This window comes from Streptomyces sp. NPDC060000, from assembly GCF_042737375.1.
GTDB lineage: Bacteria > Actinomycetota > Actinomycetes > Streptomycetales > Streptomycetaceae > Streptomyces.
Window position 1 is genome coordinate 13,032 of sequence record NZ_JBHWUU010000085.1, and the last position, 14,191, is coordinate 27,222.

A 14,191-nucleotide genomic window follows, 5' to 3' on the forward strand; every position below is an offset into this window, starting at 1 on the left:
CTCTCAGCTCGCCAGCGCTTCCTCCGGCGACGGGGGCCCGCCCTGCTCGAGCGGAGCCGAGACCGTGGGGGAACTTCCCCTCGGCTCCGTGAGCCGGATCCCGGAGACCTCCCGGTGCGCGGGGTCGGTGACCTCGCCCACCAGCAGTTCCAGTACGTCCTCCAGCGCGACCAGGCCGAGGACCCTGCCGGACGCGTCGGCCACCTGCGCCAGGTGGGTCGCCGCCCGGCGCATCACCGTCAGCGCGTCGTCCAGCGGCAGTTCGGAGCGCAGGGTCGTCATCGGTCGCCACACCTGCTGCGGCACGGCCCGCTCGGAGTCCTCCAGGTCGAGGACGTCCTTGACGTGCAGATAGCCCATGAAGGCGCCGGCGCCGTTCTCCGCGGCGACCGGGAAGCGGGAGTAGCCGGTACGACCGGTCAGCTCGACGATCTCGCCCGGGGTGACCGAGGGGCTGACCGTGACGAGGGACTCGCGCTTCAGCAGCACGTCCGTCACCGGGCGGGAGCCCAGCTCCAGCGCGTCCTCCAGCCGCTCCTGTTCCTCGGGCGCCAGCAGACCGGCCTGGCCGGAGTCCTCCAGCAGCCGGTTCAGCTGCTCGCTGGTGACGACGGCCTCGACCTCGTCCCTGGGCTCGACGTGGAAGAGCCGCAGGATGCCCCGGGCGCAGGCGCCCAGGGCCACGGTGATCGGCCGGCAGACCCGGGCGAAGGCGACCAGGCCGGGGCTGAGCCACAGCGCGGCCTTCTCGGGGGCCGCCATGGCCAGGTTCTTCGGGACCATCTCGCCGATGACGAGGTGGAAGAAGACCACGGCCGCGAGGGCCACGATGTAGCCCAGCGGGTGGATCGCGCCGTGCGGGAGGCGGACCGCTTCGAAGACCGGCTCCAGCAGATGGGCGACCGTCGGTTCGGCGACGGCGCCCAGGGTGAGGGAGCAGACAGTGATGCCGAACTGGGCCGCCGCCATCATCTGGGGCAGGCGTTCCAGACCGTAGAGGACCTGCCGGGCCCGCGCGGTGCCCAGTGGCTCGATCTGGCTGCGGCGGACCGAGACGAGCGCGAACTCGGCGCCGACGAAGAAGCCGTTGGTGAGCACGAGCAGCGCGGCGAAGACGAGTTGGAGGGCGCTCATCGGCTGACCTCCACGACCTGGCCGGTCCGCACCAGCCGGACCCGCTCGGCCCGGTAGTGGCCGACGCGGCGCACGGAGACCCGCCAGCCGGGCAGTTCGGCCCGGTCCCCGACGGCCGGGATACGGCCGAGCAGGTCGGCGACCAGCCCGGCGACCGTCTCGTACGGCCCCTCGGGGACCTTCAGGCCTACGCGCTGGAGGGTGTCGACACGACAGCTGCCGTCCACGTCCCAGGCCGGCCGGCCCTCCTCGGGCGGGGCGGCGGCGAGTTCGGGCGTGTCCTGGCCGTCGTGCTCGTCACGGACCTCACCGACGATCTCCTCGACGATGTCCTCCAGCGTGACCACGCCGGCCGTGCCGCCGTACTCGTCGACGACGACGGCGATGGGCTGCTCGCTGCGCAGCCGGGCCAGCAGGGGCTGGACGGGCAGGGTCTCGGGGACCAGCAGCGCGGGGCGCGCGATTCGGCCGAGCGGGGTACGCAGCCGGTCGTGCACGGGGATCGCCAGGGCGTCCTTCAGGTGGACCATGCCGACGATCTCGTCGATCCTCTCGCGGTAGACCGGGAACCGGGACAGGCCGGTGGCGCGGGTCAGGTTGACCACGTCCTCGGCGGTGGCCGTCGACTGGAGGGCACTCACCTTCACGCGCGGGGTCATGACGTGCTGAGCGGTGAGTTCGGCCAGCGACAGGGTCCGGACGAAGAGGTCGGCCGTGCCCTGTTCGAGCGCGCCGGCCTGGGCCGAGTGGCGGGCCAGGGAGACGAGTTCGCCGGGGGTGCGCGCGGAGGCCAGCTCCGCGGTGGGCTCGACGCCCAGGGCGCGCACCAGCCGGTTGGCGACGGTGTTGAGGACCGCGATCACCGGCCGGAAGAGGCGGGAGAAGCCGGCTTGCGGGCCCGCGACGAAGCGCGCGACCTGCAGGGGCTTGGACACCGCCCAGTTCTTGGGCACGAGCTCGCCGATCACCATCTGCACGGCGGAGGCCAGCAGCATGCCGACGACCACGGCGACACCGGAGGCGGCGCCCTCGGGGATGCCGATCGCGGTGAACGGGCCGTGCAGCAGCTCCGCGAGCGCCGGTTCGGCGAGCATGCCGACGACGAGGGAGGTGATGGTGATGCCGAGCTGGGTGCCGGACAGCTGGAAGGACAGTTCCCTCAGCGACTCGACGACCGTACGGGCTCGTCTGTCGCCCTCGGCGGCGGCCTTCTCGGCGTCCGGGCGCTCGACCGTGACAAGGCCGAACTCGGCGGCGACGAAGAAGCCGTTGGCGAGGATGAGCAGGAACGCGGCTGCCAGGAGCAGCAGGGGGATGGTCATGTTGCCGCCGCCTGCGAACCAGGTCGGACAGGGGCGGCGCAGGTACTGCAGGACGAACCGTCCATCGCCGGAGGGAGTCACTCCTCGGGTAGCAGGAACCCCTGTGCACCCGGCAGGGAGCCACAGGGGTGGAGGCGCAAAGGGAACGCCTCCGTCACCAGATTAATCAAGACAGGGGCTTGAGCGGCAGGGCGGACGGCCCCGAGTCAGCCCTGATCTTGTTCCGTGGGCTCCTCGGGGTGCCGGACGGACCGGGCTTCCGCGAGGGTCCGCAGGGCGCGCGCGTCGGCGATGGCCTGCTGCTTGTCGATGCCCGGCTGGATGCCGAGGGCGGGCAGGCTGGTGCCGTCGCTGAGGTTGAGGAACACCCAGGGATCGCCCGGACGGAGGTTCACCTGGACGATCTCGGCCCAGTCCAGGTGCCGTCTGCTGGCGATGTTCACGACGGTGACCCCGGAGTCGTCGGCGACGACCCGTACCCGGGCGAGCTGGGCCAGCACCCAGAAGATGAGGGCGCCGGTGAGGATGAAGCTGAGCCGCTCCCCCGGGCCGAGCTGTTCCAGCAGCATCGCCACGGCGGAGATGACGAGGAGGATCACCACTCCGGCCGTGAGCAGCACCACACGGGTGCGCCCTGGCCGGAAGGTGACGGGGAGGGTCGGCAGGTTGGACATGTTCCCGGCTGAGGTCAGAGGCGGCAGGCGTGGATGGCCGTGGTCAGGATGGCGCGCGCGCCGATGTCGTACAGGTCGTCCATGATCCGCTGCGCCTCCTTGGCCGGAACCATGGCGCGGACGGCGACCCAGCCCTCGTTGTGCAGCGGGGAGACGGTCGGCGACTCCAGGCCCGGGGTCAGCGCGACGGCCTTCTCGAGCTGCTCGACGCGGCAGTCGTAGTCCATCATCACGTAGGTCCGGGCGACCAGGACGCCCTGGAGGCGGCGCAGGAACTGCTGCACCTTGGGCTCCTCGACGTCCGCGCCGGTGCGGCGGATCACGATGGCCTCGGACTTCATGATGGGCTCGCCGAAGACCTCGAGGCCCGCGTTGCGCAGTGAGGTGCCGGTCTCGACGACGTCGGCGATGACCTCGGCGACACCGAGTTCGATCGCGGTCTCGACGGCTCCGTCGAGGTGCACGACGGAGGCGTCGACGCCCTGCTCGGCCAGGTGCTTGGCGACGATGCCCTCGTAGGAGGTGGCGACCGTCCGGCCCTGGAGGTCCTCGATGCCGTCGGCCGTGCCCGGCTTGGCGGCGAAGCGGAAGGTGGAGCGGGCGAAGCCGAGCGGGAGGATCTCCTCGGCGTTGGCGCCGGAGTCGATCAGCAGGTCGCGGCCGGTGACGCCGATGTCGAGGCGCCCGGAGGAGACGTAGATCGCGATGTCCCGGGGGCGGAGGTAGAAGAACTCGACGTCGTTGACCGGGTCGACGATCCGCAGTTCCTTGGACTCGCGGCGCTGCTGGTAGCCGGCCTCATGCAGCATCTCCCCCGCGGGGCCTGACAGGGAACCCTTGTTGGGGACGGCGATGCGCAGCATGAGGTCGGCTTCCTTCGCGTGGAACGTGACGATCGGGGCGGATGTGTGCGGATGTGTCTGGAAAGGGTTACAGGTGGGCGTACACGTCGTCCAGTGAGATTCCGCGGGCGACCATCATCACCTGGACGTGGTAGAGCAGCTGCGAGATCTCCTCGGCGGCTGCTTCCTTGCCTTCGTACTCGGCCGCCATCCAGACCTCGGCGGCTTCTTCGACGACCTTCTTGCCGATGGCATGGACGCCCTTCCCGACCAGTTCTGCGGTGCGGGAAGTGGCGGGGTCGCCGCTGGCGGCCTTCTGCTGGAGCTCGGTGAAGAGCTCCTCGAACGTCTTCTTGGACATGGTGATCCCACCCTAGCCGTTGTGCGGGCCCGCCTACCGCCAGGGTTCGGATACTGAGCGGAGGGTGGCCGCGGTCGCCACCGCCGCCGTCACCGCCTCGTGCCCCTTGTCCTCGTTGGAGCCCTCGAGGCCGGCCCGGTCCAGGGCCTGCTCCTCGGTGTCACAGGTGAGGACGCCCATGCCGACGGGCACGCCGGTCTCGACGGAGACCTGGGTGAGGCCCTGGGTGACGCCCTGGCACACGTACTCGAAGTGCGGGGTGCCGCCGCGGATGACGACGCCGAGGGCGACGATCGCGTCGTAGCCCCGCCCGGCCAGCACCTTGGCGACGACCGGAAGCTCCCAGCTGCCGGGGACCCTCAGCAGGGTCGGCTCGTCGATGCCGAGGTCGTGCAGGGCGCGCAGCGCGCCGTCGACCAGTCCGTCCATCACCTTCTCGTGCCACTGTGCCGCGATGACGGCGACCCGCAGGTCACCCACATTGCGTACGGACAGTTCCGGTGCGCCCTTGCCGCTCACGTCTCTCCTCTTGCCTCTCGTGCCTTGCCGACTTGCGTTACTGGTTGCCGCAGGGGGACACGGGGGCCGCGTCCAGCCAGGGCAGGTCGTGTCCCATCCGGTCCCGCTTGGTGCGCAGGTAGCGGATGTTGTGCTCGCCCGCCTGGACGGGCATCGGCTCGCGGCGGGTGACCAAGATGCCGTGCCGGACCAGCGCGTCGGTCTTCTCGGGGTTGTTGGTCATCAGGCGCACGCTGCGGACGCCGAGGTCCTCGAGGATCTGCGCGCCGGCCGCGTAGTCACGGGCGTCGGCGGGCAGGCCCAGCTCCAGGTTGGCGTCGAGGGTGTCGTGCCCCTGCTCCTGGAGCTCGTAGGCCCGCAGCTTGGACAGCAGACCGATGCCGCGGCCCTCGTGCCCGCGCAGATAGACCACCACGCCCCGGCCCTCGCTCTGGATGCGCTCCAGGGAGGCGTCCAGCTGGGGGCCGCAGTCGCAGCGCTGGGAGGCGAAGATGTCGCCGGTGAGGCACTCGGAGTGCACCCGGACGAGGACGTCCTCGCCGTCCCCGATCTCGCCGTGGACGAGGGCGACGTGCTCGACCCCGTCGACGGTGGAGCGGTAGCCGTACGCGGTGAAGGTGCCGTGGACGGTGGGCAGCCGGGTCTGCGCCTCGCGGCGGACGGTGGGCTCGGCGCCGCGCCGGTAGGCGATCAGGTCCTCGATGGAGATGATGGTCAGGCCGTGCTTGCGGGCGAACGGGATCAGTTCGGGCAGGCGGAGCATCCGGCCGTCCTCGCCGGCGATCTCGACGATCGCGCCGGCCGGGCGCAGCCCCGCGAGTCGGGCGAGGTCGACGGCCGCCTCGGTGTGGCCGTTGCGGGTCAGCACGCCGCCGCTCCTGGCGCGCAGCGGGAAGATGTGACCGGGGCGGACGAAGTCCGTGGCCTCGGTGGCGCCGCTCGCCAGGAGACGAAGCGTGGTGGCGCGGTCGGCGGCGGAGATGCCGGTGGTCACGCCGTGGGCGGCGGAGGCGTCGACGGAGACGGTGAAGGCGGTCTTCATCGACTCGGTGTTGTCCTCGACCATCTGCGGGAGCCGCAGCCGCTCCAGTTCGTCGCTCTCCATGGGCGCGCAGATCAGACCGCGGCACTCGCTCATCATGAAGGCGACGATCTCGGGAGTGGCCTTCTCCGCGGCGATGACGAGGTCGCCCTCGTTCTCACGGTCCTCGTCGTCGACGACCACGACGGGGCGGCCGGCGGCGATGTCGGCGATGGCCTGCTCGACGGGGTCCAGCGCGAAGTCCTCGATGCCGTCCGTGCTGTAGAGGATCGGTGCGGTACTCATGCCGGCGCTCCTTCCAGAGCGGGTTGCGAGGCCTTGCGGGAGCGCAGCCACCAGTCGCGCATGCCCCACAGGACGAGCGCGCCGTAGATGACGTAGACGAAACCGGAGAAGGCGTAGCCGTTGGCGAAGTTCAGGGGGACGCCGACGACGTCGACGAGGAGCCAGGCGATCCAGAACTCGACCATGCCGCGCGCCTGGGCGTACATGGCGACGATCGTGCCGACGAAGATGTAGGCGTCCGGCCAGGGGTCCCAGGACAGGGACGGGTAGGCCTTGAAGAACAGGGCCACGGCGACCGTGCCGAGGGCGGCGGCGCCGACCATGGCCGCGCGCTCGGTCCAGGTCGCGAAGCGGGGGGTGATCTGGCCGTCGGCGGACCGTCCCCTGCTGCGGTTCCACTGCCACCAGCCGTACAGGGCGACGACCATGACGACGACCTGCTTGCCCGCGCTGCCGGTCAGATGTCCGTAGAACGCCCCGAAGAGGACGAGTCCGGAGAGGAACTGCACCGGCCAGGTCCACAGGGAGCGCCGCCAGCCGAGGGCGAGGGTGATCAGGCCCAGGATGTTGCCGATCATGTCCGACCAGAGGATGTGCTGGTCGAGGAGGGTGAAGGCCTCGGAGTTCAGCGAGTTCACTGCGCGGCCCCCCGCGTGGAGGCGAGCAGGCGCTCGACGTACTTGGCGACGATGTCCACCTCAAGGTTGACCGGGTCGCCGGGCTGCTTGAGGCCGAGTGTGGTCAGGGCGAGGGTGGTGGGGATGAGGCTGACGGTGAAGTGGCCGGAGCCCGCTTCCACGACCGTCAGGCTGATGCCGTCGACGGTGATGGAGCCCTTCTCCACGACGTACCGGGCGAGGTCGGCGGGGAGGGAGATCTTGATGATCTCCCAGTTCTCGGAGGGCCTGCGCTCCAACACGGCTCCGGTGCCGTCGACATGGCCCTGCACGATGTGCCCGCCGAGGCGCGCGCCGACGGCGGTGGGGCGTTCGAGGTTGACGCGGGAGCCGATGCCGAGCGCTCCGAGGCTGGAGCGGTTCAGGGTCTCCGCCATGACGTCGGCGGTGAACTCGTCGCCCTCGTGCTCCACGACGGTGAGACAGACCCCGTTCACGGCGATGGAGTCGCCGTGCTTCGCGCCGTCGGTCACGACGGGGCCGCGCAGCCGGAAGCGGGCGGCGTCGCCGAGATTCTCGACGGCGGTGACCTCACCCAGCTCTTCGACGATTCCGGTGAACACTTCCCGGGTCCTCCTGCCTCTTCGGGCACGGACTCCGGGGCCTGTCGATGACGACAGCAGGTACGGGCAACGGCACCGGGGGCGACGCCGGACAGACCCGTCCGCGGACGAGTAGCTATACGGCGGCGCGCACGAATGCCCGCCCGCCGCGCACTGCCTCCCATCCGGACTTTAACCGTCGGTCCAGGAATTCCACCTGGTCAACCGGCCGCTGGAAGCGACCGGGTCGCGGACTATAACCGCCGGTTCGGACTTTCACCGACCCCGGAGTGCGCTGCTTTGGTTTACAGGGCCAGTGTGCCACGCCGGGTACGCGTCCATACAGGTGAAGGATGTGGGGTGGCTCACAGGCCGTCAATTCGGGTTGCGCCCGGCCCGGTTCGGTACCGCTTCCGACTCGGTCCGGGATTGATCCATACCTATTGACGTGCTGGTCTAGTCCTTTCTAGGGTCGACGGAGTGCGGCCCGGCGGCGGTGACGACGGCCCTTGCCCGCCGCCGGGTCTCCTCGCTCCGGCCGGTACGGGTGTCCGCTCGGGCCGCTCGCGGATACCGGTACCGGCCGACCACGGGTACCGAGACCGGGGTCCCGCATCGCGAGCCGCGGGACGTGTGGGGCGAGCGCGGGACGTGTGGGGCGCGTCCGGCCCGGACAAGCTTGAGTGGCACAGGGCGGTCCGGACGGGACCGCACGATGTCCGAAGGGGCTGACCAGCATGACCACCATCCTCGTGACCGGCGGTACGGGAACTCTCGGCCGGCTCGTCACCGAACGGCTGCGGGCGGACGGCCACGAGGTGCGCGTACTGAGCCGGCACACCCAGCCGTACGCCGTCGACCTGCGCGAGGGCGGCGCCGGGCTGGACGCGGCCGTCGCGGGCGTGGACACGATCGTGCACTGCGCGAGCACACCGCGCGGAGGCGACGAGCAGGCCGCCGCGAACCTGATCGCCGCGGCGCGCGAGGCCGGCGTGGGACATCTGCTCTACATCTCGATCGTCGGGGTCGACCGGGTGCCGTTCGGCTACTACAAGGCCAAGCTCGCCGTGGAGACACTGGTGCAGGAGTCGGGTCTCGGCTGGACGGTGCTGCGCGCGACCCAGTTCCACGACCTGCTGGTCCAGGTGTTCCAGGCGCTGGCCAAGGTGCCGGTGATGGTGCTGCCGGCCGGGGCGAGCGACCAGCCGGTGGAGGTCGCCGAGGTCGCGGACCGGCTCGCGGAGCTGGCGGCGGGCGCGCCGGCCGGCCGGGTCGACGACATGGCCGGACCCGAGGTCCGCACGATCGAGTCGCTGGCCCGCGCCTTCCTGAAGGCGAGCGGCAGGCGGTGCGCGGTGTTGAACGTGCCGCTGTGGGGCGCCGCCTACCGGGGTTTCCGTGCGGGAGGGCACCTGGCGCCGGAGCGGGCGGTGGGCAAGGGCACGTTCGAGGACTACCTGGCGACGCGCGTCCGCCGCCGTTAGGGCGTCGCGGCCCCGCGTGCCGTCCCGAACAACTCCTCCTGCGCGGTGTCGCGGGCCGTCAGCAGTGCGCCGCGCAGGACGGCGCCGCCGCCCAGGACGCTGGGGCGCACTTCCGTGGGCAGCGGTGCCATGCGCCGGAGCCGCTGGGCCACCCGGCTCGCGAGCACCTCCCCGCCGGCCCGCCCGACCTCCCCGCCGAGCACCACACAGCCGGGATCCAGGACGGCGACGACGGAGGCGGCGCCGAGGGCGAGACGGTCGGCGAGGGCGTCGAGGAAACCGGCGGCAGCACGGGCGGCGGCACCGGTGTCCGGGTGGCCCGCCGAGGCCACCGCCGCTCGCACCAGCGCCGCCGCCACCGGCTCGTCGGAGCGCGCGACCGCCGTCAGCCCGTACTCCCCCGCCAGTGCGGCGATCGCCGCCGAGCCGGCCAGCGAGTGGAAGCCGCCCTCGCAGTCGGTCGCCGAGGGCAGGCCGTTCGTACCGGGTACCGGCAGGAAGCCGATCTCGCCGGTGCCGCCGGAGGCGCCGCGGCGCAGGGCGCCGTCCAGGACGACGGCCGCGCCGGTGCCATGGCCCAGCCACAGCAGGACGAAGGTGTCGCGGTCCCGGGCGGCGCCCTCGCGCTGTTCGGCCAGGGCGGCGAGGTTGGTCTCGTTCTCCACGTGCGCGTGGGCGTCCGGGAAGCGTTCCTGCAGCGCGGCCACCAGTCGGCGGTGCCACTCGGGCAGACCGCTGGAGTCGCGCAGTTCGCCGCTCGCGGGGTCGATCAGCCCGGGTGCGCCGATCCCGAGGGTGTGCAGCCTTCCCCATGCCCGGTCACTCGCGGGCGGGGGCGCTCCCACGGCCTCGGCCTCCTTGACCGCCCGCTCGACCAGGGAGACCGCCTGCTCCACGGCCGTCCCGGTGCCCGTGTCGTCGCCGATCGGCACGGCCGCCTCGGCGAGCACCCGGCCGACCAGGTCGGAGACGAGCACCGCCACCCCTTCCGTGCGCACGTCCAGCGCGGCCAGGTGGGCGCGGTCGGCGACGATGCCGTAGAGCCTGGCGTTCGGTCCGCGCCGCTGCTCGCCCGCCTCTCCGACGACCTCGATCAGACCGGAGGCGGTGAGGCGTTCGACGAGGTCGGCGACCGTGGGGCGGGAGAGGCCGGTGAGCTGCTTCAACTGCCCAGCCGTCAGCGGGCCTTCGTGTTGCAGCAGCCGCAGGGCGAGCCGGTCGTTGATGGCCCGGGCGGTGCTCGGGGATGCGGGCATGGCGGGAATCCTCCCACGGCCGAGGGGGACCCGATCGATGGCTGCCGACCGTCGGCCCTCTATTTATCAGGCAGGGTCCCTGATAGTTTACGACGGCATCGCGACGGCGCGGCGCGGATCCGGAAGGGACGGGAGAATGAGCGGAGTGGGCGAAGTGATCCACGCACCCTCGGAGGTCCGGCGCGCCCGGTACGCCGTGGCGGCCGTGTTCGCCGTGCACGGCGCGGTCACCGGTTCGTTCGCCACCCGGGTGCCGTGGATCCAGGACCACGCCGACGTGTCCACCGGACAGCTCGGGTTCGCGCTCGCCTTCACGGCGTTCGGCGCGGCCTGCGCGATGCCGCTGGCCGGCTCATTCACCCATCGCTTCGGCAGCCGCGCGGCCTTGCGCGCACTGCTCGCGCTGTGGACGCTGTCGCTGACGCTGCCCGCCCTCGCGCCGAACCTGCTGACGCTGTGCCTGGCGATGTTCACCTACGGCGCGGCCGCGGGCATGGCCGATGTGGCGATGAACGCCCTGGGCGTCGAGGTGGAGCGGCTGCTCGACAGATCGATCATGTCGGGGCTGCACGGCATGTGGAGCGCGGGCGCCCTGATCGGCTCGGCGGGCGGCACACTCGCCGCGCATCTGGGTGCGGACGCGCGCGTGCACCACCTGCTGGCGTCGGCCGTCCTCACCCTGCTCGGCCTGCTGGCCTGCCGATGGGTGCTGGACCTGCGGCCGGCCGAGGACGAGGAGCCGCCCCCGCGGTTCACGCTGCCGCCCCGCTCGGCGCTGCTGATCGGCGCGGTCGGGTTCTGCGCGGTGTTCGCGGAGGGCGCCAGCCTGGACTGGTCGGCCGTCTATCTGCGCGACGAGCTGGCCTCGTCGGCCGGGGCGGCGGCGGCCTGCACGACCGGCTTCATGTTCACGATGGCGGTGGCCCGGATCGTGGGCGACGCGGTGGTGAACCGGTTCGGCGCGGTGCGTACCGTCCGGGCGGGCGGGGTCCTCGCCGCGCTGGGCGGGCTGCTGATCGTCTTCGCGGGTCACCCGGCGGTGGCGATGGGCGGGTTCGGGCTGATGGGGCTCGGCATCGCGGTCGTCGTACCGCTGTGCTTCGCGGCGGCGGGACACAGCGGACCGAACCCCAGCCAGGCCATCGCGGGCGTCGCGACGATCACCTACACCTCCGGTCTGATCGCCCCGAGCCTGATCGGCGGGGTGGCGCAGGCGACCAGCCTGGTGGTGTCGTTCGGTGTGGTGACGGTGCTGGCGTGCGGGCTCGTGCTGTTCGCGGGTGTGCTGCGCAGCGGCGAGCGCACCGGCGCGAAGGTCACTCCGCCGGCCGCAGCAGTGCCCGGCCCGCGGCCCTGAAGGCGTCGCTCCACGGCGTGGGGCGCAGGGTGGCCGCGTCGAGCCGCACCAGGACGCGGGTGCCCCGCGCGTACGTCGTGCCACCGTCCGCCGAACAGAACCGGAAGCCGTACGTCAGCCCCGTGGTGCCGAGCCGGTCCAGCCAGAGGTGGACGGCGTAGGTGCCGGTGCGGGTGACCGGAGCCTCATAGCCGATCAGCAGCTCCTTGACGACGTTGCAGGCGTCCCCGGCGCTCGCCCAGTCGCCCTCGAAGCGGACACCGTTGCGCTGCCACACCTCGGTCCAGGCCCGCTCCACGAGCAGGGGGTAGCGGGCGTTGTGCAGCATGCCGAGCGCGTCCAGGTCGTCGAAGTGGACGGTGACGGGGACGAGCCGGCCGTACGACAGAGCGGGGGCGAGCGGGGCTTCGGCGGTCACGGCGGGGACTCCTGTGCATGTATGAGGAAACTACCCCTATCGTAAGCGGTGACTAAGCGGTCGCTCACCCTCCGCTTCCACGTGAGAATGGTCCGGACATCCGCACCCCAGGAAAGCGAACCCGCACCATGGATCTTGGCGTCCGCTGGAAACTGCACGGCGACGGACGCACCCCGGCGCCCGGCGCGGTGGTCCGTCCCGACGAGCGGCTCTCCTGGCCCCGCACCCTGGGGCTCGGCGCCCAGCACGTGGTGGCGATGTTCGGGGCCTCGTTCGTCGCACCCGTCCTCATGGGCCTGGACCCCAACCTCGCCATCATGATGTCCGGCGTCGCCACCGTGATCTTCCTGCTCGCGACCCGCGGCCGGGTGCCCAGCTACCTCGGGTGCTCACTGTCCTTCGTGGGCGTGGCCGCGGTCATCCGGGCGCAGGGCGGCACGAGCGCCACGGTCACCGGCGGCGTGTTCGTCGTCGGGGTCGCGCTGTTCCTCGTCGGACTCGCCGTGCGGCGGTTCGGGGCGCGGATCATCCACGCCGCGATGCCGCCGATCGTGACGGGCGCGGTCGTGATGCTCATCGGCTTCAACCTCGCCCCGGTCACCGCCACCACCTACTGGCCGCAGGACCAGTGGACGGCCCTGCTGGTCATGGCGTTCACCGGTTTGGCGGTGGTCTGCCTGCGCGGATTCTGGTCCCGCATCGCGATCTTCCTCGGCCTGCTCTTCGGGTACGGCATCTCGTGGCTGTTCGACCGGATCTTCGGCCGGATCCACTCCGCCGACGCGAGCGGCAAGGTCACCGACCACTGGCGGCTCGACCTCTCCGGCGTCGGTCACGCCGACTGGATCGGGCTGCCGGCGTTCCACGGCCCCTCCTTCGAGTGGTCGGCGATCCTCGTGGCGCTCCCCGTCGTCATCGCGCTGGTCGCGGAGAACGCCGGGCACGTCAAGGCGGTCGGCGAGATGACCGGCGACAACCTGGACGACCGGCTCGGCACGGCGATCTCCGCCGACGGCGTCGGCTCCATGCTGTCCACGGCGGTGGGCGGCCCGCCCAACACCACCTACTCCGAGAACATCGGCGTGATGGCCGCGACCCGCGTCTACTCGACGGCCGCGTACTGGGCCGCCGCCGGGTTCGCCCTCCTCTTCGGCCTGTGCCCGAAGTTCGGCGCGGTCGTCGCCGCGATCCCCGGCGGAGTACTCGGCGGCATCACCGTCATCCTGTACGGCATGATCGGCCTGCTCGGCGCGCAGATCTGGATCAACGCCGGGGTCGACCTGCGCAACCCGCTGAACCTGGTGCCGGCCGCGGCGGGCGTCATCATCGGCGTCGGCAACGTCACGCTGGAGTTCACCGACACCTTCTCGCTGAGCGGCATCGCGCTCGGCACGGTCGTCGTCATCACGGGCTATCACGCGCTGCGCGCGTTCGCGCCCGCCCACCTCAAGGCGGGGCGACCCCTGCTGGACGAGGGCACCAGCAGCTACGACGAGGCCGGCTCGTAGGCGTACGACGGGCTGAACTCGCCCACCGCCCCCTCGCAGCCGTCCGACTCCCGGCCGCCCCCTCGCAGCCGTCCGACTCCCCCGGCAGCTTCACCCACAGACAGGCGTCGATCCGGGCCTCACCGGTCCGGAAGGTGGGGGCCAGGCCGATGCTCCGGCCGTCCGGGTCGCACCACTCGCCGCCGGCGGGCGCGCCGTTGCCGTTTGCGGCTGGTGTCGATGACTGCGCCCAGGTCCGGCGGGCCGCCGAGGGCGTCCAGGACCCGGCGGTCGTAGGCGGCCTCGTCGGCCGTGCGGTGGAAGTTGGAGACGTTGCTGAAGATGCCGTCGGAGGAGGCGGCCGAGGCTGCGCCGGCGCGGCAGCGCCGCCTGCTCGGCCGGGGCGTTCCAGGCGGAGTGTCCGGCGTCGTAGTACCCGCGCCCTCGGGTCGGCCGTCTTCAGCACCCGTCCCGCCCGGGCCGGCGCGGCGAGCCGGCCGACCCGTCCGGCCCCGTCCAGGCAGTCGGTCTGGGCTGTCGGTCTGGGCTGTCGAGTCGGGCTCCAGGACGACCACCACCTCGCCGGAGCCGCGGACGGGGACGGCGAGGGCGCGGACGAGGAGGTCCGGAGCGTCGCGCTCACCTCCGGGCGGGCCCGGTCGGTACCGCGCACTCCTGTCACCGTCCTCCCTATCGCCGAGTGCGGTCAGCGTCCCGGCCGCGGCGCCCAGGGCCACCACCACCGAGGCGACTGCGACCATGACGCTCCGCCGGCCGGGCCGTCGCTCACG

Annotated in this window: 14 protein-coding genes, 1 pseudogene and 1 riboswitch; of the genes and pseudogenes, 3 read left to right on the forward strand and 12 right to left on the reverse strand. The window is 72.0% G+C overall.

Features of this window, described 5'->3' with window-relative positions; genetic code table 11:
* Positions 1 to 3: 3 nt before the first annotated feature.
* The 9 genes from ACFWBB_RS34565 to ACFWBB_RS34605 all read right to left on the reverse strand — a co-directional run bounded on the left by ACFWBB_RS34565 (position 4) and on the right by ACFWBB_RS34605 (position 7,419).
* Positions 4 to 1,134, reverse strand: a complete 1,131-nt coding sequence (locus tag ACFWBB_RS34565; protein WP_385280646.1) for a hemolysin family protein — start codon at positions 1,132 to 1,134, stop codon at positions 4 to 6.
* A complete protein-coding gene (locus ACFWBB_RS34570; RefSeq protein ID WP_385280649.1) occupies positions 1,131 to 2,456 on the reverse strand; it encodes a hemolysin family protein in 1,326 nt (441 codons plus the stop codon). The genes ACFWBB_RS34565 and ACFWBB_RS34570 overlap by 4 nt, the downstream gene beginning before the upstream one ends.
* A 206-nt stretch (positions 2,457 to 2,662) precedes the next feature.
* On the reverse strand, positions 2,663 to 3,130 hold the full coding sequence (locus ACFWBB_RS34575) for a PH domain-containing protein (protein ID WP_385280652.1): 468 nt from the start codon (positions 3,128 to 3,130) through the stop codon (positions 2,663 to 2,665).
* 14 nt (positions 3,131 to 3,144) lie between these two features.
* Positions 3,145 to 3,993 carry an ATP phosphoribosyltransferase gene (hisG, locus tag ACFWBB_RS34580; protein ID WP_384118952.1) on the reverse strand — a complete coding sequence of 283 codons (849 nt, stop codon included), beginning with the start codon at positions 3,991 to 3,993 and terminating at the stop codon, positions 3,145 to 3,147.
* Between the two features lie 67 nt (positions 3,994 to 4,060).
* Complete coding sequence (locus ACFWBB_RS34585; RefSeq protein ID WP_054239553.1) at positions 4,061 to 4,333, reverse strand: phosphoribosyl-ATP diphosphatase; 273 nt, start codon at positions 4,331 to 4,333, stop codon at positions 4,061 to 4,063.
* Between the two features lie 33 nt (positions 4,334 to 4,366).
* Complete coding sequence (gene ribH, locus ACFWBB_RS34590) at positions 4,367 to 4,852, reverse strand: 6,7-dimethyl-8-ribityllumazine synthase (RefSeq protein ID WP_020128903.1); 486 nt, start codon at positions 4,850 to 4,852, stop codon at positions 4,367 to 4,369.
* A gap of 37 nt (positions 4,853 to 4,889) precedes the next feature.
* Positions 4,890 to 6,179, reverse strand: coding sequence for a bifunctional 3,4-dihydroxy-2-butanone-4-phosphate synthase/GTP cyclohydrolase II (locus tag ACFWBB_RS34595; RefSeq protein WP_385280657.1), 1,290 nt, complete (start codon positions 6,177 to 6,179; stop codon positions 4,890 to 4,892).
* Positions 6,176 to 6,817: a nicotinamide riboside transporter PnuC gene (gene pnuC, locus ACFWBB_RS34600; RefSeq protein WP_385280661.1), complete on the reverse strand. Its 642-nt coding sequence runs from the start codon at positions 6,815 to 6,817 to the stop codon at positions 6,176 to 6,178. Before pnuC ends, ACFWBB_RS34595 begins: the two co-directional genes overlap by 4 nt.
* Complete coding sequence (locus tag ACFWBB_RS34605) at positions 6,814 to 7,419, reverse strand: riboflavin synthase (RefSeq protein WP_385280664.1); 606 nt, start codon at positions 7,417 to 7,419, stop codon at positions 6,814 to 6,816. Before ACFWBB_RS34605 ends, pnuC begins: the two co-directional genes overlap by 4 nt.
* A 146-nt stretch (positions 7,420 to 7,565) precedes the next feature.
* Positions 7,566 to 7,696, reverse strand: a riboswitch (FMN riboswitch).
* Positions 7,697 to 8,135: 439 nt separating this feature from the next.
* Here ACFWBB_RS34605 and ACFWBB_RS34610 point away from each other — a divergent pair.
* Positions 8,136 to 8,882, forward strand: a complete 747-nt coding sequence (locus ACFWBB_RS34610) for an SDR family oxidoreductase (protein ID WP_385280667.1) — start codon at positions 8,136 to 8,138, stop codon at positions 8,880 to 8,882.
* On the opposite strand, the gene ACFWBB_RS34615 is transcribed toward ACFWBB_RS34610, so the two are convergent.
* Positions 8,879 to 10,138 carry an ROK family transcriptional regulator gene (locus ACFWBB_RS34615; RefSeq protein ID WP_385280670.1) on the reverse strand — a complete coding sequence of 420 codons (1,260 nt, stop codon included), beginning with the start codon at positions 10,136 to 10,138 and terminating at the stop codon, positions 8,879 to 8,881. The genes ACFWBB_RS34610 and ACFWBB_RS34615 overlap by 4 nt on opposite strands.
* Before the next feature lie 136 nt (positions 10,139 to 10,274).
* Between ACFWBB_RS34615 and ACFWBB_RS34620 the strand changes: the two genes are divergently transcribed.
* On the forward strand, positions 10,275 to 11,495 hold the full coding sequence (locus ACFWBB_RS34620; RefSeq protein ID WP_385280673.1) for an MFS transporter: 1,221 nt from the start codon (positions 10,275 to 10,277) through the stop codon (positions 11,493 to 11,495).
* On the opposite strand, the gene ACFWBB_RS34625 is transcribed toward ACFWBB_RS34620, so the two are convergent.
* A complete protein-coding gene (locus tag ACFWBB_RS34625; protein WP_385280676.1) occupies positions 11,455 to 11,913 on the reverse strand; it encodes an acyl-CoA thioesterase in 459 nt (152 codons plus the stop codon). The genes ACFWBB_RS34620 and ACFWBB_RS34625 overlap by 41 nt on opposite strands.
* 128 nt (positions 11,914 to 12,041) lie before the next feature.
* Here ACFWBB_RS34625 and ACFWBB_RS34630 point away from each other — a divergent pair, with 128 nt between their 5' ends.
* Positions 12,042 to 13,421, forward strand: coding sequence for a uracil-xanthine permease family protein (locus ACFWBB_RS34630; protein WP_385280679.1), 1,380 nt, complete (start codon positions 12,042 to 12,044; stop codon positions 13,419 to 13,421).
* A gap of 34 nt (positions 13,422 to 13,455) precedes the next feature.
* Here ACFWBB_RS34630 and ACFWBB_RS34635 read toward each other — a convergent pair.
* Positions 13,456 to 13,990: pseudogene (locus ACFWBB_RS34635) on the reverse strand (glycoside hydrolase family 6 protein); the annotation flags it as partial.
* Between the last annotated feature and the right edge of the window lie 201 nt (positions 13,991 to 14,191).

Coding starts and splice junctions, on each gene's coding strand:
- ACFWBB_RS34565 (WP_385280646.1), bottom strand. CDS start 1,134: ATGAGCGCCCTCCAACTCGTCTTCGCCGCGCTGCTCGTGCTCACCAAC.
- ACFWBB_RS34570 (WP_385280649.1), bottom strand. CDS start 2,456: ATGACCATCCCCCTGCTGCTCCTGGCAGCCGCGTTCCTGCTCATCCTC.
- ACFWBB_RS34575 (WP_385280652.1), bottom strand. CDS start 3,130: ATGTCCAACCTGCCGACCCTCCCCGTCACCTTCCGGCCAGGGCGCACC.
- hisG (WP_384118952.1), bottom strand. CDS start 3,993: ATGCTGCGCATCGCCGTCCCCAACAAGGGTTCCCTGTCAGGCCCCGCG.
- ACFWBB_RS34585 (WP_054239553.1), bottom strand. CDS start 4,333: ATGTCCAAGAAGACGTTCGAGGAGCTCTTCACCGAGCTCCAGCAGAAG.
- ACFWBB_RS34595 (WP_385280657.1), bottom strand. CDS start 6,179: ATGAGTACCGCACCGATCCTCTACAGCACGGACGGCATCGAGGACTTC.
- ACFWBB_RS34610 (WP_385280667.1), top strand. CDS start 8,136: ATGACCACCATCCTCGTGACCGGCGGTACGGGAACTCTCGGCCGGCTC.
- ACFWBB_RS34615 (WP_385280670.1), bottom strand. CDS start 10,138: ATGCCCGCATCCCCGAGCACCGCCCGGGCCATCAACGACCGGCTCGCC.
- ACFWBB_RS34620 (WP_385280673.1), top strand. CDS start 10,275: ATGAGCGGAGTGGGCGAAGTGATCCACGCACCCTCGGAGGTCCGGCGC.
- ACFWBB_RS34630 (WP_385280679.1), top strand. CDS start 12,042: ATGGATCTTGGCGTCCGCTGGAAACTGCACGGCGACGGACGCACCCCG.